The organism is Neolewinella agarilytica, from assembly GCF_900110645.1.
GTDB lineage: Bacteria > Bacteroidota > Bacteroidia > Chitinophagales > Saprospiraceae > Neolewinella > Neolewinella agarilytica.
The window spans coordinates 94,004-112,989 of sequence record NZ_FOFB01000016.1 but is presented as its reverse complement, the minus strand read 5'-3'; the positions used below and the strand labels follow the sequence as shown (position 1 = coordinate 112,989).

Below are 18,986 nucleotides of genomic sequence, written 5' to 3'. Positions count from 1 at the left end.
TAGCTGCCGCCGAAGTCGCGCGGCGCAATCCGGGGACCTACGAGCGCGAAGCGCGAGCATCCAAATGTCCCCTGAGTCTCAAAGACTTCTTTCTCGCCTTAAAACCCCAATTAAAACCCCGACCTTTGCGTTCCCTTAAGCGATGACTCCCCGCCAATGAAACTCTTCTACCTTTTTGTTCCCGTTCTTTTACTGCTCACCGTAGTAGCCTGCGACGTGGACACTGACTTCGTCACCGGCGATGCCGTTCAACTTGGCTTCAGCCAGGACACCCTGACCTTCGACACCGTCTTCACCGCCCGTGGCTCCGCCACGCGCACTTTTAAGGTCTACAACCAGGGGGATGAGCCCATCATGATTGACCGGATTAGCGTCGCCGGAGAAACCGGCGTCAACTATACCTTCAACGTAGACGGTTTTCAGGGGCCGGAGGCCAGAGACGTTATCATCTGGGGCGGAGATTCCATCTTCGTATTCGTGGAGGTAGAGGTAGACCCAACGGACCCGGAGAACATCAGCCCCTTCATCGCAGAAGATCGCCTGCTGTTTGAAACGGGGAGTGTGCAGGAGGAAGTGGTGCTGCTGGCCTTCGGCCAGAACGCGAACTACGTCAATGGCTTTAATCGGGGAGAATTCTTCCGGATTACCTGCGACAACGGTGTTGTCGCTCTGCCGCAAGACCTGCCGACGGTCATCTATGGCTCTATGTTCATTGACAGTTGTATCGTGCAGGCGCTGCCAGGCACCCGGATCTATTTTCACGGCGGAGTACAACGCAACGATCAGGTGGGAGGCAACGGCTTTTTCAATGATGGTTTTATTTTCACCCAGCCTAATGGTAGCCTTCAGCTACTAGGGACACTGGAGAATCCGGTGATCGTGCGGACCGACCGGCTGGAGGATAACTTCCTCGACGACCCGGCGAAATACCGGGGCTTAATCCTGGGGCCGGGGAGTAAAGACAATCGCCTGGAGCACGCGCAACTCCTGAACGCCATCGTTGGCATTACGCTCGACAGTCTGGCCGAAGTAACCATTGAAAACAGTACGATTGCGTACTCCGGCGGACCGGCGATCTCTGCTTACCAGTCGCGGGTAACGGTGGATAATTCCGTCTTCCATTCTAACTTCGGTAACGCCATTCAGTTCGTCAAAGGCGGAACCCTCAACATGCGGCACACTACGGTGGCCAACTATGGGGTGGATGCCAGCGCCCTGGTATTGACCAACTTCACCTGTGATGACTCCGGTAATAACTGTCTGGCGGCGAATATGACGGCTAACATCAGTAATAGCATTATCGGTGGTTCGCGGGGCAGCGAACTGATTTTCCTCGATATTTTTGAGGGCAACGAACTGGATGCTTTCGATGTAGGAATCCGGAATTCCGTGGTGCGAACGGATCAGGGTTTCCTGGATTCCCAGAGCGGGCTTTTCGCGGACTTCTACACCAACACCTGTGACAATTGCCTTAACCTGGAGTTCAGTGATCCGATTTTTATCGATATCTCAGACGATGATTATCAGCTGGATTCTCTGAGCATCGCCCGCGACCTGGGCGTGTTCAACCCCGCACTACCCCTTGATATTCTGGGCGTTGAGCGGGATGCCGACTCGCCGGATGCCGGCGCTTTTGAACGGGTTGATTTGTAAAGGTAAACCTCTCCCCAACCCCTTTTGCTGCGCAGCTTCTCCGCTGGTTTCTTCGAGCCCGCTCCGAGGTCCGGAGGAGAGATGATTTTAAAATGCCTCGCGTTTTTTGCCTCCAACGCCTCCAACGCCTCCAACGCCTCCAACGCCTCCAACGTGCGGTAGCCCCAACAGACCAAATTACCAACGAACTAAAAGACTAACCTTACCCTCCCTGCCGCTGCTTCAGCGCATCTTCCCGCAGTCTGCGGAGGAAGGGGCTGGCGAAGATGAAATCTTCCAGCACTTTGTTGTCACTTTCCAGTACCTGGGATTTGTCGCCCGTCCAGGCGACTTTGCCGTTCTTCAGTAGCAGGATATTATCTCCGATACCCATCACGGAGTTCATGTCGTGCGTATTGATGACGGTGGTGATATTGTTTCGGTTCGTCAGGTCACAGATCAGCTCATCGATCAGGATGGAAGTCTGGGGGTCGAGGCCGGAGTTCGGCTCGTCACAAAAGAGGTATTTGGGCTCCAGAACCATGGCTCTGGCGATACCGACCCGCTTTTGCATACCACCGGAGACCTCTGAGGGGTAACGGTCGTTGATGCCTTCCATATTCACCATTTCAAGACATTCATCCACGCGTCGGTTCTTGTCTTTCAGGCTAAGGCGGGTGAACATATCCATGGGGAAACGGATGTTTTCGCCAACGGTCATCGAGTCGAACAAGGCGTTGCCCTGGAAGAGCATTCCGACCTTCATGCGGATGGCGCGGATCTCCTTATCATCGAGTGAAAACAGGTTGGTATCGCCGTAGAAGACGGCTCCTTCGGAGGGGCGGAACAGCCCGATGAGCAGTTTCAGGAGTACGGTTTTTCCGGCACCGGAGCTACCAATGATGAGGTTGGGTTTACCGGCGTGAAATTCGGCAGAGACGCCCTTGAGAACGTGGTTGTCGCCGAAGGATTTGTGTAAATTTTCCGTGCGGATCATGCTTCGGGCAGAATTAGGTAAGGAGAAGGGCGATGATGAAATCGAATAACAGGATCAGGACGTTAGAAACGACCACTGCACTGGTGCTGGCTTCGCCGAGTTCGATGCTGCCACCCTTAACGTAGTAGCCAAAGTAGCAACTCACGGAGGTGAGCAGGAAGGCGAAAACGCCGGCTTTTACGAACATGATAAACACGTAGCGCGGAACGAAAAAGGAACGAAGCCCCAACACGTATTCTGTATGGGAGATGCTGCCGGGTAATACGGTGGCGAGATATCCTCCGATGATACTCACGAAAGCAGAGATGGCTACGAGCAGGGGAATGACCAATACCGCAGCAATAATTTTGGGCATAATGAGGTAGGCAGCCGTGTTGACGCCCATAATTTCCATGGCGTCAATGTGTTCTTTTTGCCGCATGCCACCGATTTCGGCGGCCAGGTTGGAGCCTACTTTACCGGCTAAAACAAGGCAGGTAATCGTCGGTGCCATCTCAATGATGGTGATGTCACGGACGATATAGCCGATGTAGTAGGACGGGATGAAACTGTCCCCCAACTGATCGGCGAACTGTACGGCCGTTACCATACCGATAAAAACGGAAATAAGCAGGACGATAAAGACGGAGCCGACCCCGATGGCGTCCATCTGGCGAACGGTCTCTTTGTAGTACATCGAGAATCGTTCCGGCTTAGCGATGGCGGATTTTAGCAGCAAAATATACTGCCCGAAATTGTAAAGTAAAGTGTCTATCAGCATGTGTCGGCCAGATCGTTTTGCGGTGCGGTGTGGGGGCCGTGCCCGCAGGCTTGCGGGTTGGTAGAACGTGGTGCCTGCCACTTAGGTTGGCGATATTACAAATTTAGTGGAAATCGGGGCGCGAACGCAGGTGCAAGGTAGGGATTCTTGAAGAGCAGGGGAAGGTGGGGGTTGCCTTATCCATCCCGCTGGCGGACCGGCCCTCATCGGCGGGCGGCTGTCGGCCGGCTCAAGGTGAGCTTTTGCTTGCCAACGGAGCTATCACCCATTGCTATTTACCCTGCATTGCACCGGCGTCCGCGCCCACCTACACCCGCTCTTCTGCCGTGGCTGGCACACTTATGTCAAAGTAGTAAGCGATCAGGCCCGCCACTACGTTGAGGAGCCCAAGCAGGCTCTCCATCGGCTGGTTTATGAAAAGGTAGACTAATGACCAGGCACTGAAAGCCAGGAAAATGAGCTGCGGAAGCGGGTACAGAGGGGAGGAATAACCCGCCTCTCCTTTCTTCTGCCACCGTAAAATGAGCAGGCCCAATACGGCCAGAAAGGTGAACAGTTGAAGCACAAAACCACTGTATAACAAGACGCGCTCAAAGCTGGAGGTGAAAACCAGAAAAAGGCTGATGCCTCCCTGTAACCAGGTCGCTCTCTGCGGAATTCCACCCTTACTGAGCTGACCAAAGGTTCGCCACAGATGGTGGCTGTCGCCCATAGCTCTTACTACGCGCGGCCCGACCCAAATCATGGCGGATATGCCCGTTAGCAGTAAAATGCCGATCAGGACGCTGACCCACTGCCCCATGGCCGGGCCAAACATTGCTGCGGAGGCTACCTGCGCTACATCGATCTGTCCGCTGAGGGCAGCCGTGCCCGCCTGCCGTAAAAAACCGTACTGCAGGAGTAAGAATAAACCGCTCACTAACAGGGTGCCGCCCACAAGGGCAAGCGGTAAGTTTTTCCTGGGTTCTTCAATTTCTTCTACGATGTAAGCTGCGGCATTCCAGCCGGAAAAGGCGTAGAAGACGCTGATCATTGCAACCGCTGCTCCCGGAGACCAGAGCGTGCTTACCCCTCCGAAAGACCAGTTAACCACGGCATCAGCCGGAGCGGGCATGAAGGTGCCCGCCAGGCCCAAGCCCATCACGACCAGTAGTTTCACGGCCGTAAGCACGTTCTGTAACCGGCTGGATTCCCGGGTGCCAAAGCCATGAGCCAATGATAAAATGACGATACTCATAACGGCCGTGAGCAGGGGCGGCCAGCCGGTCCAGGCTGCCAGATATTGCCCTACGGCCATGGCCGACAGTGCAACGGCGGCAGCAAAGCCAACCGTCAGGCTAACCCACCCACTCAGGAAACCCATGAGCGGGTGGAAAATTTCACTCAGAAAGTGGGCCTCTCCTCCAGAGCGGGGCAGTCGCGTACCGAGCTCGGCATAACTCACGGCACCGCACCAGGCTACCAGGCCACCAATGGCCCATAGCAATAGTAATACTGAACCGCTGGGAATCAACTCCAGTTGAAACCCAAGGGTGGTAAAGGCGCCCGTACCGATCATATTGGCCACTACCAGTGCCGCGGCACTCCGCCAGCCGATTGTTGCTTTCAGCCGATTCATCGAAGTAAGAAACTGCTAAGCAGTAAGATTTCTGTTGTGATGGTAGCTAGGTAACGTAGTTTTAACGTTTAGGAGGCTAGTTGCGGGGGGGGACAGGTTGCAGGGTGCAGGGTTGCAGGGTGCAGGGTTACAAGTTGCAGGGTTGCAAGTTGCAGGGTTACAAGTTGCAGGTTGCACCCGGCGCCCGGAATCCGGCACCCCGTCTACTCCCCTCCACCAGCCCGGTGTAAAGCCGGCACCGTGATGGCAATGGCTGAACCAGCAATAAAACCAATTAAGACGTCGGTGAAAAAGTGCTTTCCAGCTCTCATCCGGCCGTAAGCAACCGTTGCGGGGATGAGCGCTGCCGCGGCCCAAATGTAGGGTTTTGCCTTACTGTTGGGGTGAAGGTCACTGTAAAGTTGCGCCGTAGTGAAACTGAAGTAAGCAGAGGTGGCTACGTGGCCGCTGTAAAAGGAGTACCGACTGGATTTTTTTAGCTTCGTATCCAGAGGAGCATTAGCGTTGTAGTTATAGGGACGGGCCCGTTTGGCTACCACTTTGGAGAGGTTAATGAGTGCTGAGTTCAGCATCGCTCCCTGAAAAACGACCATCGCCATATCGTCGAAGTTGTCCCTACCGGTCTTGTCCAGCATGAGAAAAAAGGGACTGGCAAAACTGGTGAGCAGTAATTTATCCGTAAACTCATCAGAAGCAAGGGACAGATGCCGGGTAGAAAAGCGATCAATGCCCGGAATTTTGTCGAAATCCAACATCTTGATGTCTTCTTCCGTCATGGGTTTTACTCGGCGGTCCAAGAGGGTAGAGCCGATGGTAAGCGTACCTCCAAGCCCAATCAGGGCAGCGTTGGTTGCATCACTGGGGTTATAAGGCTGCAGGCCCTGGCCAAATAAGCAGGTGCTGCACAAAAAAACAAACAGAAGGAAGAAGGGGCGATGGGGCATAATGATGTTCGGCTTTTCGAATGAGCGCTGTTGGTGGATCAGGCTTTACGCCAAAGGACCTCCAGGGCTACAACCGACAAAAGTAAGCGCTTGTTTGGCAGTATTTCATAATCCTAACCCGAGGGTGCGACGTTTCTCCCGGTCTGCTACACTGTTCTGCGACCAATAAGGCGCTCGAATCTGGTGGCTTAACCGGGCAACAGTGGTCAGCTTTTTACCCCGGCTCGGGTAAGTTTCCGTCCAGCCACGAAGGATATAAGGGGCTGCGGCATCAAAAACAAATTCCACCTTTCGGTCGAGCCCCTCGTAGTGTATAGAATAACTTTTTAGTTTTTCTGCGGTAAATTGATCACCGGTATAATCCTGAAGACTGACGGTCGCCTTCGCTGCCTCATAAGGTTTATGCGTCATGAGCAAATAGCCGGTAGCGGGAATAATGTCGAAGGACCCGGTGGGCAGCTTGTCCCAGCCGCTTCTGATGCGATTAAAAACTTCGTCTTCGATAAAATCAGCAGCTAAGCGCTGGTTTTGATCTGCTTCCCGCTCAAAGTAGGAGCGAAGCTGGCTGTCCCACTTTTTGCCGCCGGCGTAGTTTAGTTGCGTAAAGGTCTGTCCGCACCAGTCCTGCATACTGGTGGTTACCTTCAGGCTGTGGGGCTGCTCGTCCGTTTTAGTAGGGGTAAAGGTGGAGGTCATCACGGAGTAGTCATAGATTCCGGTTGTAAAACGCCGGATCATATTCGTCTTTAGAACGGGCGTTGAAGCCGGGTTGGTGTAATTGTCGTTTTTCACCTGCTTATCCGTCAGGAAGTCTTCAGAAACGAAGATCAGGTTAACCTGCCCCGGGTGAATTTCTCCGTAGCGGATTTGCTCGAGGTCGTAAGTGTTTATCTCCGCCTTCCCTTCATACCAGTAATCAGAAAGACCGCCGGAAAAATGACCGGGCACTATAGCCGCAGTATCCGGGGCGGTTTGGTGTGCAGTATCAGCAGTGTCTTGTACGGTATTACAACTGAGTAGTAGTAGTGGGAGGAGGAAAAGAATGGAGTAGCGCATACTAAAGAAACGTGTAAACAGCTCCCCGGTTTTTTAAAGGGCGTCCGTGCAACTTGACATAATGCAACAATCGCTTGATACCAGCTCAGGCAGGGGCCGTAAATCAATGAAGGCTGTTGGCTCAAAACTGAAAATTTTATCAGTCACGGCTAATCAGGTAACCGGCAATGGATACGGTTGCACATACGTATTATATACAATTACAGTTGTTCAAAAAAAGTGCCTACCTTAGCGACGATAGTTTACTAATGCACTCATTTTATCTTGTGGCCCCATCCTGACGATGGGGCCCAAGCTTTTCCTAAGCTTGTCTACGCTGGCAAACTATTACTCCCCATCACCGCCCACTCTTTATGCCTGCTGTATCAAAAGTACTGTTCTTTTTATGTTGGCTTGTCCTGGCTGGCCATTTGTCTGCTCAGCGGGGAGATGACCGGGCAGAAGCTACTGCGGCTTTTGATGACGGTGTGCAGTTTCTTCTTGCGGGAAAACCCAGGAAAGCGGCGAAGTCTTTTTACAGCGCTACCAGACTGGACACTGCCTTTATTCCTGCCCGTCGTTTGCTGGGGGTTGCGGAAGAGTTAAACGGTAACCTGTCAGAGGCCGCCGGTGCATACCAGTACGTCATTGAAAGAGACTCCTCCTATTCCAGGCTTATTTATTACCAGTTAGGTAAGATCTATTACCGGATGTCTCGCCCGGCACTGGCCTTGCACTATCTGCTGAAATTTGAAGAACTGCAGGAACGGGACCTTGGTGAGTTTGGCCGCAACGGCGAGTCCGAACGCCCCGATGAGTTGGCGGCTCTGGAGCGTTTAGTCAACGATATCCGGGCGGCGAGTATAACGCAGGACAGCTCCCAGTTCATCAACGTTACGAAGCTATTTAACCTTGGCTCTCCGGTCAATTCTTCCCGGAATGAATACCTGCCTTTTTTTAGTAACGACCAGTCCGGCTTACTTTTTACCCGCCAGGGAGAGCTTGGGGATGAAGACCTCATCAAAGGACGTAGAGGAAACCTGAACGATAACTTTAGAATATCCCGCTTTGCCAGTGTCAATAGCACCCCCAGAAAGGAAGGTATGGCCACCTTAGTGCGAGACGGAGAACGCATATTTTTTACTGTCTGTAATGATGATGAAGAAGAGCAGTTTTGTAAGGTGTACAGTGGATGGCTCATCAATGGTAAAATCGAAAGGGCCGAAAAATTACCCGATTATATCACGGGCCGTACCTGGGTGAGCCAACCGGCCATTAGTTGTGATGGGCAGCAGCTTTACTTTGCCAGCATCCGGCCGGGTGGGGTAGGGGGCAGTGACATTTATCGCTGTATCAAACAGGAAGACGGAAGCTGGTCAGAGCCCAAAAACCTGGGCACCGGCGTCAATACACCCCTCAATGAAGAAGCACCCTTTTTGAGTAATGACGGGCGCACCCTCTACTTTTCCAGCGAAGGGCATCAAAACCTGGGCGATCAGGACATTTTTATGAGCTGGTGGGACGAAATAGAGGGCCGGTTTACCCGGGCCATCAATCTCGGGCCGCCCGTAAACGGACCGCACCGTGAACTGGGCTTCCACCTGACTTCCGACGGAAAAACAGGGTACGTTGCCAGCAACCGCCCCGGTGGTTATGGCGGCTTGGACATTTACGGCTTTGAACTGTCGGATCGCCTGAGCAGCCAGCCCATTACTTTTGTATCTGGCTACGTAACGGACAGCCTGACGGGAGAGCCGATTCCGGATCAACGAGTCCCCGTTACGGAAGGAAAGACCTATTACACCAACTATGATGGGCGGTTCTTCATCTGCGCACCTTCGGAGAGTACTTTACCACTTACCATAACGCATCCGGAATACCTGCCCTACGAGCGGGATTTTGCTATTCCAACCTGGGCAAACCAGAAACCTTACAGAATTGATCTGCTGCTGCGCAGAGAAAAAGTAGTGGAGCCACCAGCCGCACCACCGCCTCCACCTCCTCCGCCGGCTGATACCGTTAAGCTGAAAGCAAGGGTGGTCAATAGAAACCTGACGGTTCGGTTTAATTTTGACGACGCCAGCCTGACTCCCACCCAGCTCGATAACATCGAAAAATTTGTCGCTTCGGTAAAGGATAAACACATCATGCGAATCGTTGTAACCGGATTTACGGACGACGTAGGCGATAAGGCTTACAATATTCGCCTGAGTCAGAAGCGGGCAAAGGCCGTTGGCATCCATTTGCAAACGGCTGGCATCAAAGCCAACGAAGTGAAAATCGTGGGTATGGGAGAACTTAGTGGCGCCGGTCAGCGTGCGCTGAACCGAAAGGTGGAAGTCTCCGTTCGATACCGCGAAATGGTGGATCCCGACTAAGGGACTTATATTTATTGGGGCAATTAACATTCAGGTGACCCTGCTTTAATAACTTCGTCTGAAAATCAAAAATGAACAACCAGCGTCCGTAATCTTTTCTTGAAGAGAGCCTCCGGACTAATTTTCTACACTGATACTATTTATTGATTCATGAAAGCATTTTTCACTCTTTTACTGACGGCTACGGTACTCACGCTTAGCGCACAGACCGAAAAGCCCCCCTACTGCGAAGAAGGACCTGCTACTTACGGTAGTGTTGCCGCTATTCCCGGTGCAACGACTGCTCCACCACTTCCACGGTTTACCACTACTCCGGTCACGGAGCACAAAATTCAGGTGGCCATTCTTCGTTACACGGATCCTTCCGAGTATCCGTTTCACCCAAGTCTGGTGGCTCGTTACCGCCCATGTGAGCAATTGTGGGTAGTTGAAAGCCGCGAGAGTTTTGCTAACCGTGCAGATGCCGTCAAGCTCCAGAATGAGCTCAAAGCGCTCGGATATTCCGGTGCTTACATCACCGATTTAGTCGGTTACCAATAGAACGGTTATTTTTGCAAAAAAATAAACCATGCTATACATTCTACGGGCAGTAACGCTGTCTTGTTTTGCCTTTCTACTTTTTTCCTGCGGGCAAGAGGTGGAAATGATGACTGAAGAGGTCGAAGAAGTGAAAGAAGAAGTTGCGGGAACTTTCGGGGCTGATTTTCAGGCCAGTAAAGTGATTCCTGCTGCGGAACTGCTTTCCAGCTACTCTGCAGAAGCCATCGCTGACACCGTCATGACTACGGTTCGCGGCACGGTCGATGAGGTTTGCCAGGCCAAAGGGTGCTGGATGACCATCGCCGCCGGTGGCGAAGAAGAAATGATGGTCAAGTTCAAAGACTACGGTTTCTTCATGCCTAAAGACATCAGCGGCCGTGAAGTAATCATGAACGGAATGGCTTTTTATGAAGTCACCCCGGTAGATGAACTGCGCCACTACGCCGAAGATGCCGGAAAGCCGCAGGAAGAAATTGACAAAATCACCGAACCGAAGCGGGAGCTGAAGTTCCTGGCTGATGGTGTACAATTACTGGAAGACGAGCTGTAGTATGTATCGTAAGTGATAGTAGTGGTAGTATGGTAGTACTATCACTACTATCACCTGCTACCATACTATCACTACTATCTCCCCCATGGATGAATCATTTTTCAAGGACCGTTATCTGGATCACCAGCGAGCGGGTGAGTTGCCATCTCCTCAACTGATTGAAGACTGGCTCGAAGGGGTACTGCAATTTTTGTTTCCGGAATTCAGTGCGGTAAAATTTTCTACCGAACGAGCCTTCTTGCTTCAGTATCAGACCAATGATCTGAAGCTTTTTACCATTTTAGACTCTCTTTCCAGCCGTTTGCCGAAATCTGCAGTTGACATCAGAGCGGCCTTTGAAGCGGACCTGCCCGCTGTTTACGATTCGCTGTCGGAGGATGCGGAGGCTATTCTGTCAGGCGACCCGGCAGCCCGGGACCGTACGGAAGTGGTGAGCACTTACCCTGGCTTTTATGCGCTGGCGGTTCACCGGCTGGCGCACTGCCTGTGTCGGTTAGGGGTTCCGCTTTTGCCGAGAATGTTGAGTGAGATCGCGCACCAGAAAACGGGCATTGAAATTCATCCCGGAGCGAAAATCGGGCGTCGGTTCTGCATTGACCACGGTACGGGAATAGTCATTGGGGAGACCGTGGAAATTGGCGATGACGTGAAAATGTATCAGGGCGTTACGCTCGGAGCACTGAGCGTAAGCAAAGATATGGCGCGCACCAAACGGCACCCAACCATTCGCGACCGCGTCGTGATTTATGCCGGAGCCACCATTTTGGGCGGAGATACGGTGATCGGCGAAGATTCTATCATTGGGGGCAATACGTGGATCGTCAAGAGTATCGGACCTAACAGCAGGGTGTACTACAGAGTACCCGAAAAAAAGCAGTAGGCACCGGGGCGCTTCAGGACGTTCAGGCGCGGACGCAGGTGCAGTAGAGGGGAGAAAAGAGCAGGGGGAGGGCCGGCATTCCCTTGCTCCTAAAAGCAATTGTTGCACCTGCGTCCGCGCCGTATTCCGGGTGTTTTAGTCTGGCCCCTTTCGACTCTCAGCGATCAAAAGTCGAAACCCGGGGTAATGGGGCTCCAATACTTCCAATGTGCAGAGCCCCAGGGCAATCGGAAGCTCGGGTAACGCGGACGCTCGAAGGTCCTTTCAGGACGCTACGAGGTCTGCTTAGGCCCGGCTCAAGGGTCCTCGTAGCGTCGCGGAGCGACCTGCGAGCGTCCCTGCGTGGAGCCTGCGTTTGCCCTGGCGGTGCCCCGCAAGACTACCATACTACCTGCTACCTAAGTACCTTTGTCGCAAATAAGAGACCCAATGGTACGACTTTCCGTAAATCTCAATAAAGTTGCTCTCATCCGTAACAGCCGGGGAGCTGACTATCCTAATCTGGTAAAGGTGGCTACTGACTGCGAGCAATTTGGAGCGCAGGGAATTACTATTCACCCCAGGCCCGATCAGCGCCACGCCCGCTATGATGACGTTGCCGCGCTGAAAGAAGTGGTGACGACGGAACTTAACATTGAGGGCTACCCCGCAGAACACTTTAATCAGATAGTACTGTCTAACCGCCCCCACCAGGTAACACTCGTGCCCGATGAGCCCGGGCAGCTTACCAGTGACCACGGATGGGACACCGTCGCTAAGGCTGATTTCCTCAAGGAGGTGTTGGCGGGCTTTCGGGAAGCGGGGATACGAACGTCTTTGTTTGTCGATCCGGACGAGAGGATGATCGAAGGCGCTAAAGAGGTTGGCGCTGACCGGATTGAGTTCTACACGGGGCCTTTTGCACATCAATTTGCTGCAGACCGGGCGGGCGCAGTGGCTCCTTTTACCAGAGCGTGCCGTTTTGCGCAGGAAATTGGCATGGGGATCAATGCAGGGCACGATCTTAATCTGGACAACCTCACTTATTTCGCCAGTCGGATGCCAGGGTTACAGGAGGTGAGCATCGGGCATGCCCTGGTGAGTGATGCCCTGTACTATGGCATGGCCAACACGATTGCTATGTACCGGAGCTGTCTGTCCAATGCGGCAGCTCTTCAGGAAGGCTAGAGGCTGTCAGTTTCCTGATTTGTTTCGACCAATTGGGCAAAAAAATCGTCGAAAAAAGACCTTTTTTCGACGGAACGAGGCGCGATAAAAAAAATTGTTATTTGGTCAGGCAGCGAAATATTTTAACTTTGCGTTCACACTTTGGAAGATAATGCGTTTTTCATCGCATCTTTTGAAGAAGATTTAACAACGCTTACACGGGTTTTAGAACGTTATATTTCACTTATTCAGACTACACACTGTACATCCTCCCAGAAAACGTCGATCACAAAAGCACCTAACAGTCCAAAGATTGTGATGGGCTAGCTCCATCTTGTATAAAACCATATTTCTTAACCATTTGAGACTAGTAATCAACTAAATTTCGACTAGAATGAAGAGAATTTCACTAGTGATTGCCATCGTCTGTTTTGCTTTCAGCATTGCTATAGCACAGCGGACGATATCCGGCGTCGTACAAGACGAGGCCGGAGAATCCCTTATCGGAGCATCCTTGCTCGTTAAGGGAACAACTTCCGGTACTGTTACCGACATTGACGGAAGATTTTCCCTGGCCGTTCCGGCCAACGCAGAGTTACTTGTTGTCAGCTACACGGGCTTCTCCACTTTGGAGTACCCCATTGGAACTGCCAGCGAAGTAACCATTACCCTTTCTGAGAGTGCTTCTCAGCTTAACGAGGTAGTAGTAACCGCACTTGGTATCCGCAAGGAGAAGAAGGCGCTCGGTTACTCTGTTGCCACTATTGGTTCCGGCCAGGTGGAAAACAGGGTAGAATCCGACGTGGGCCGTATTCTTCGTGGTAAGGCTGCCGGTGTTGATATTACCCAGACTTCCGGTGTTGCCGGTTCTGGTACTAACATCATCATTCGTGGCTACAGCTCTATCTCTGGTTCTAACCAGCCGCTATTCGTTGTTGACGGTGTACCGTTCAACTCTTCTACGAATACGGACCAGGGCTTCCAGACCGGTGGTGCAACGGCTTCCAGCCGCTTCCTCGATCTTGACCCGAACAACATTGCTGAGATCAGCGTACTGAAAGGTCTTTCTGCAACTGTACTGTACGGTGAGCAGGGTGCCAACGGTGTGATCCTGGTAACGACCAAGAATGGTCAGGGTGGTGCAGAAGCTAAGAAAGGCTTCGAAATCAGCGTAACGCAAGGTGTTGCCCGTACTGAGGTAGCTAACCTTCCTGAGTACCAGAACAGCTACGGTAACGGTTTCTCCGGAAACTTCGGTTGGTTCTTCTCTAACTGGGGACCTTCTTTCGACACGCGCGGAAGCAACGGTATTGACGAGAACGGCCAGATTGAGCACCCGCTTGATCAGGAACGTTACAACGCTGCCTTCCCTGAATTTGAAGGTGCTCGTTACGACTACCGCCCTTACGACAACGTTTCTGAGTTCTTCCAGGCTGGCTCTGTGTACAACACAAGTGTCAACGTAGACAAGAACTTCGGCAATGGTATCAGCTTCAACGCTAACTACAGCTACCTGGACGATACTGGTTTCGTACCACAGAACACTTTCCAGAAGCATAACGCTGGTGTTGGTGGTAAAGTAGACCTGGCTAACGGTCTCAAGATTTCTACCTCTCTGAATGTAGTAAGCTCTGAGCGTGTTTCTCCTCCGGCATCTATTGGTTTTGGCTCTAACCCTGCCGGCGCCTCTGTATTTGCCAACGTACTGTACACGCCTCGTTCGGTTGACCTTGCAGGCTTGCCTTTCCAGAACCCAATTGACGGAAGTCAGGTGTACTACCGCCGTGGTTCTGCTATCCAGAACCCACGTTGGGGTCTGGCTAACATGTTTGACCGTGAAGAGGTTAACCGTTACTTCGGTAACGTTGCTCTGAGCTACGACATCACGGACTGGCTGACGGCCAGCTACCGTATCGGTGTGGATACTTACAACCAGATCAGCCGTCGTGAGATCAACAAAGGTGGTTCTCAGGTTCCTGATGGCCAGCTGCTTACGTCTAACCGCAACAACACGATCATCGACCAGGTACTGAACCTGAGCTTTGATACTGAGCTCAGCGAATCTTTCAACCTGAGTGGTATCGTTGGTTTGAACAACCGTACTGACCGTTTCAACCGTAACACGGTTTCTTCTACTCAGCAGTTCATCTTTGGTCTCTTTAACCAGAGCAACTTCATTGAGCACGTAGGTTCACAATTTGTACAGAACGAAGGTCAGATTGGTCTTTACGGTAGCTTAACGGCTGGTTTCAACCGCTACCTTTACCTGACGGCTTCTGCTCGTAATGACTGGAGTTCTACGCTGGAAGCAGCTAACCGTTCTATCCTTTACCCATCGGTAAGTGTTGCCTTCGTTCCTACGGATGCATTCGAAAGCCTTCAGGGTAGCCGGGTACTGAACTACCTGAAGCTGCGTGCTGGTTACGGTACGTCTGCACGTTTCCCCAATCCTTACACGACACGTCCTATTCTGGGTAGCGCTACTAACGTGAGCCAGACTCCCGCTGGTGCAGCGTTGAACACCAACTCTGTAAGCAACCGCCTGGGTAACACCGACCTGAAGCCAGAGCTTCTTGGTGAGCTTGAGTTTGGTGTTGAAGGTCGTTTCTTCAACAACCGCGTAGGTCTTGACTTCTCTATCTATGACAAGCAGTCCAGTGACCTGCTCGTAGACCTTGACCTTGATCCTGCTTCCGGTTTTACCGTAACTACGATTAACGCCGCTGAGGTTTCTAACAAAGGTATTGAGGTAAGCCTCAACCTGATTCCAGTGAAGACGAAAGACTTTACCTGGGACATGACCTGGAACCTGACGTCTAACGAGAACGAAGTAATCAGTGTTGCTGACGGTGTTGATCAGGTAACCATTGCTGGTTACACTAACCTGGGTAACTTTGCTATTCCTGGCCAGCCATTCGGTGCGATTCAGGGTTCTGCCTTCGTTCGTGGCCCCAACGGTGGTCTGCTCGTAGGTGCTAACGGTGAATACCAGGCAACGAATGACATTGAGATCATTGGTGATCCTAACCCTAACTACTCTGCGAACTGGTTGAACACGATCAGCTACAAAGGCGTAAGCCTCAACTGGCAGTTCTCTTACACGGACGGTGGTGACATCTACAGTGTAACGACGGCAACGATGCTGGCTCGTGGTCTTACTTCTGATTCTGACTTTGACCGCTTCCTCCCGCTGATCCTTCCTGGTGAAGATGCGGAAGGCAATGCTAACACCGTACAGGGTTACGTAGGTGACTACGGTTTCGCAGCCTTCTTCGGTGCGGACGAAGGAACCATCTTTGACGGTACGGTTATTCGTCTTCGTGAAATCAGCCTTGGTTACTCTTTACCAGCAAGCCTGCTGGACAAGACGCCATTCGGTAGTGTTTCTATCCGCCTGGCGGGCGAGAACCTGTACTACTACGCGCCTAACTTCCCAGAAGGGGTAAACTTCGATCCTGAAGTACTCTCTCTTGGTGTAGGTAACGGCCGTGGCTTTGACTACCTCACCGGCCCAACGGCCAAAAAGTACGGTGCTACTCTTAGCCTTACTTTCTAAGCTCACCTCTTTTCAGAAGACTATGCTACCCGCCGGTAAACTATGCTGGCGGGTAGCCTAGACAAGTAATAAATATGAAACTATTTAAGAAAATTGCTCTGGCAATGATCGTCCTTTCCATGGCTGCCTGTGCCGATCTGGACGAGTTGTTGATCAATCCTAACGGTGTAGACCCCTCTCAGGCGGATGCCGTTTCTCTCTATAACAGTGTGCAGTTAGGCTTCAGAAATGTTGCTTACAGCGGAGCTGTTTACAACTTCACCACCGGACTCTCCCGTATGGAGGCCGAAACCGGTGGCTTTACCTACGTTGCTTCTCATGCGCCAACGGAATTCAGTGGTCTTTGGAGTGCTGCTTACGCTGGTCTTTTCCCAGACATTGATGCTTACATTGCTATTGCTGAGCCACTTGGCCTTGACGCAGAAGTTGCTTCCTGTAAGATCATGAAGGCCTACTCTCTTATGATGATGGTGGATCTTTTTGATGACATCCCACTGAGCCAGGCAGGTATGGGTGGCGCTGATACGCCAAACACCACGCCAACGGCTGATACTGGTGAAGAAGTGTACGCTGCGGCTAACACTCTGCTTGACGAGGCCATTGCTGCTCTCGCTAGTGGCGAAGGTTTTGCCAGTGCGGCTTTTGATAACTTCTACGGCGGTGATGCTGGTGACTGGAGTAGTGTGGCTTCTACCCTGAAGCTTCGCAGTGTAATTGCTACCAAGTTAGCCGGAGGAACCGGTGCTGAGGTGAACGCCCTCGTTGACGGTGGCGACCTCATCGTTGAAAACGGGCAGAATTTTGAGTGGACTTTTGGTACTAACCGTGTTAACCCGAATAACCGTCACCCATTCTACAACGACTCTTACGAGAATAACGATGGTGCTTACATGTCCAACTGGTACATGTGGCTGCTGGCGGAGTCTAAGGGCTTTACTGACCCACGGACTCGCTATTACTTCTTCCGCCAGGAGACGGATCTTGAATCCATCTATACTGATCAGGACGGTGCAAACGCTTTTGACTGCATTCTCACGGCAGTTCCTGATCCGGAGTTCATTCCTCCTCACTACGAGGCGATCAGCCCTGACATGCCTTACTGCCTGGGTAGCTACAGCCAGAGTTACTTTGGCCGTGATCACCTGAACGGCTCCGGTATTCCACCAGATGGCGCCATTCGTACTGTATATGGCCTCTACCCAGCTGGTGGTAAGTTTGATAATACCTTAGACAACGGTGATATTCAGAACGCCGGTACGGACGGTGCTTTGGGTGCAGGTATCGCCCCGATCTGGCAGGCTTCCTGGACGCATTTCCAGCTGGCTGAAGCCGTGTTGACCATGGGAGCTAACGGCGATGCCCGCCAGCTTTTGGAAGATGCTATTGTACTGTCTCAGGAACGTGTGAAAAGCTTCGAAGACAAGGTTGACGGTAACCGCATTCTGGCAACTACTCCAACCATTATTACAGTTGCGGACACTTACGTTGCGGACAGCCTCTGGACGGAGTACGTAGATTTCGTACTGGCGGAGTATGATGCTGCTGGTAGTGATGATGACCGTATGGCCATCGTTGCCCGCGAATACCTGATTGCTCTTTGGGGTAACGGTATCGAAGGCTACAACCTGTACCGCCGTACCTGTCTGCCTGCCAACCTGCAGCCATCCATTGACCCGGCTGCTGGTAATCCTTTCATTCGTTCAGCGCTTTACCCCGCTACACACGTTAACCTGAACCAGAATATCACCCAAAAGGAGAACATTACCACTCCGGTATTCTGGGATACTAATGACGCTAGTTGTAACTACTAACGTCGAAATTTGTCAACCTTGGACGCAGGGCCGGAAAAAAATCTTTTCGATTTTCCTTCCGGCCCTGGTCCAAACTTCTAACTTAATCTTCGTTGTAGTTTTCCAACTGCAACTAAATCATATACAATATGCTTAAGAAATTATCCTTTCTGCTGGCCGCTTGTCTTATCGTGATGACCGGCTGTAAGGACGACGAGCTAGCTCCGGTTATCATCTTCAACGAACTGGAGGTTGGGGCTTTCCCCTTCCTCAACGAACTTAAAACAGGTGAATTTGACCTGGCAGACCTTGCAGGGTCTGCTTATGAGATGGACGTTTATTTCGTCGATGGTCAAGCAGGAGCGAATATTGCTCAATACAACGTTTACGTTACCTTTGAAGACAATAACCCTAGTAATGGAGACGAGAGCTCTACTGCAGAGGCTCTTTTCAGAAGCTACGTTCCTTCGGACTTTGAGACCATTGGCGACAAGGGTAACTTAGGGACGAACGTAGTTATCCCATTTCTGGATGCTGCTACTGCAGCAGGTGTAGATGCAGATAACGTACTTTCTGGTGACCGTTTTCAGTTTCGTACAGAAATTGTTACAACTACCGGAACTACTTTTAACTCCGTAAACTCTACTCCTGCCGTTACGAACGCTTTTGGTGGTCTGTGGAACTTTAATGTAACTGCTACCTGCCCACTCGCTGACGATGTTTTCGTTGGTAGCTACAACGTTAGCTATGGTTACATCTATGATCCTTTTGTCATCTTTGGCCGTACAATTCAGGGCTGGTTACCAGCACCAATGGATCAGAACGTTACCCTGGAACTCAAAGCGGGTTCAACTACGGTTCGTTCGTTCGGTACACAGTACCTAGTTCCTTCTGATCTGACGAGTGACATCACTATTGATCTGACCTTCTCCTGTGATGTGGTTACTGCTGTATCCTCTGACTCTGGTGTACGGTGTTCTGGTGCCGGTTGGCGTCCAATTCAAATCAATACAGCGTCCTTCGACCTGAATGATGATTCTACCTTTACCATTGAATTCCGTGATTGGGGTAGCGATGAGAACAATGGAGGTTGTGGTAATATTGCTGCTCAGGAGTATAGTGTAGTCTTTGTTAAGCAGTAATTTTCCTTCCTTTACAGT

General features: G+C 51.6%; 14 protein-coding genes. 9 read left to right on the top strand and 5 right to left on the bottom strand.

Translation table 11 applies throughout. From position 1 onward, the window contains the following. Positions 1–156: 156 nt before the first annotated feature. Positions 157–1,653: a right-handed parallel beta-helix repeat-containing protein gene (locus BM123_RS14855; RefSeq protein ID WP_090169906.1), complete on the top strand. Its 1,497-nt coding sequence runs from the start codon at positions 157–159 to the stop codon at positions 1,651–1,653. Positions 1,654–1,855: 202 nt separating this feature from the next. Here the strand turns inward: BM123_RS14855 and BM123_RS14850 are convergent, their stop codons facing one another. The 5 genes from BM123_RS14850 to BM123_RS14830 form a co-directional block, all read right to left on the bottom strand. Further along, a complete protein-coding gene (locus BM123_RS14850; RefSeq protein ID WP_090169905.1) occupies positions 1,856–2,629 on the bottom strand; it encodes an ABC transporter ATP-binding protein in 774 nt (257 codons plus the stop codon). A gap of 13 nt (positions 2,630–2,642) precedes the next feature. Continuing rightward, positions 2,643–3,389, bottom strand: a complete 747-nt coding sequence (locus BM123_RS14845; RefSeq protein WP_090169903.1) for an MlaE family ABC transporter permease — start codon at positions 3,387–3,389, stop codon at positions 2,643–2,645. A gap of 307 nt (positions 3,390–3,696) precedes the next feature. Continuing rightward, positions 3,697–5,007: an APC family permease gene (locus BM123_RS14840; RefSeq protein WP_090169901.1), complete on the bottom strand. Its 1,311-nt coding sequence runs from the start codon at positions 5,005–5,007 to the stop codon at positions 3,697–3,699. Positions 5,008–5,210: 203 nt separating this feature from the next. Continuing rightward, positions 5,211–5,951 (bottom strand): phosphatase PAP2 family protein, encoded by a 741-nt coding sequence (locus BM123_RS14835; protein ID WP_090169899.1) that lies wholly within the window; start codon positions 5,949–5,951, stop codon positions 5,211–5,213. Positions 5,952–6,056: 105 nt separating this feature from the next. Next, positions 6,057–7,007: a hypothetical protein gene (locus BM123_RS14830; RefSeq protein WP_090169897.1), complete on the bottom strand. Its 951-nt coding sequence runs from the start codon at positions 7,005–7,007 to the stop codon at positions 6,057–6,059. Between the two features lie 353 nt (positions 7,008–7,360). Here BM123_RS14830 and BM123_RS14825 point away from each other — a divergent pair, with 353 nt between their 5' ends. The 8 genes from BM123_RS14825 (at position 7,361) to BM123_RS14790 (ending at position 18,968) form a co-directional block, all read left to right on the top strand. Then, positions 7,361–9,364, top strand: coding sequence for an OmpA family protein (locus tag BM123_RS14825; RefSeq protein ID WP_090169895.1), 2,004 nt, complete (start codon positions 7,361–7,363; stop codon positions 9,362–9,364). 150 nt (positions 9,365–9,514) lie between these two features. After that, positions 9,515–9,904, top strand: a complete 390-nt coding sequence (locus BM123_RS14820) for a hypothetical protein (protein ID WP_090169894.1) — start codon at positions 9,515–9,517, stop codon at positions 9,902–9,904. A 28-nt stretch (positions 9,905–9,932) separates the two neighbouring features. Further along, a complete protein-coding gene (locus BM123_RS14815; RefSeq protein ID WP_245748577.1) occupies positions 9,933–10,454 on the top strand; it encodes a DUF4920 domain-containing protein in 522 nt (173 codons plus the stop codon). A gap of 85 nt (positions 10,455–10,539) precedes the next feature. After that, positions 10,540–11,334, top strand: a complete 795-nt coding sequence (epsC, locus tag BM123_RS14810; RefSeq protein ID WP_090169892.1) for a serine O-acetyltransferase EpsC — start codon at positions 10,540–10,542, stop codon at positions 11,332–11,334. Positions 11,335–11,763: 429 nt separating this feature from the next. Continuing rightward, positions 11,764–12,501 carry a pyridoxine 5'-phosphate synthase gene (locus BM123_RS14805; protein ID WP_090169889.1) on the top strand — a complete coding sequence of 246 codons (738 nt, stop codon included), beginning with the start codon at positions 11,764–11,766 and terminating at the stop codon, positions 12,499–12,501. Positions 12,502–12,874: 373 nt separating this feature from the next. Beyond that, positions 12,875–16,036 carry a SusC/RagA family TonB-linked outer membrane protein gene (locus BM123_RS14800; protein ID WP_090169887.1) on the top strand — a complete coding sequence of 1,054 codons (3,162 nt, stop codon included), beginning with the start codon at positions 12,875–12,877 and terminating at the stop codon, positions 16,034–16,036. Between the two features lie 74 nt (positions 16,037–16,110). Beyond that, entirely contained in the window at positions 16,111–17,847 is a 1,737-nt protein-coding gene (locus BM123_RS14795; RefSeq protein ID WP_090169885.1) for a SusD/RagB family nutrient-binding outer membrane lipoprotein, read from the top strand. A gap of 128 nt (positions 17,848–17,975) precedes the next feature. Then, on the top strand, positions 17,976–18,968 hold the full coding sequence (locus BM123_RS14790) for a hypothetical protein (RefSeq protein WP_090169883.1): 993 nt from the start codon (positions 17,976–17,978) through the stop codon (positions 18,966–18,968). The last annotated feature ends 18 nt before the right edge of the window (positions 18,969–18,986 follow it).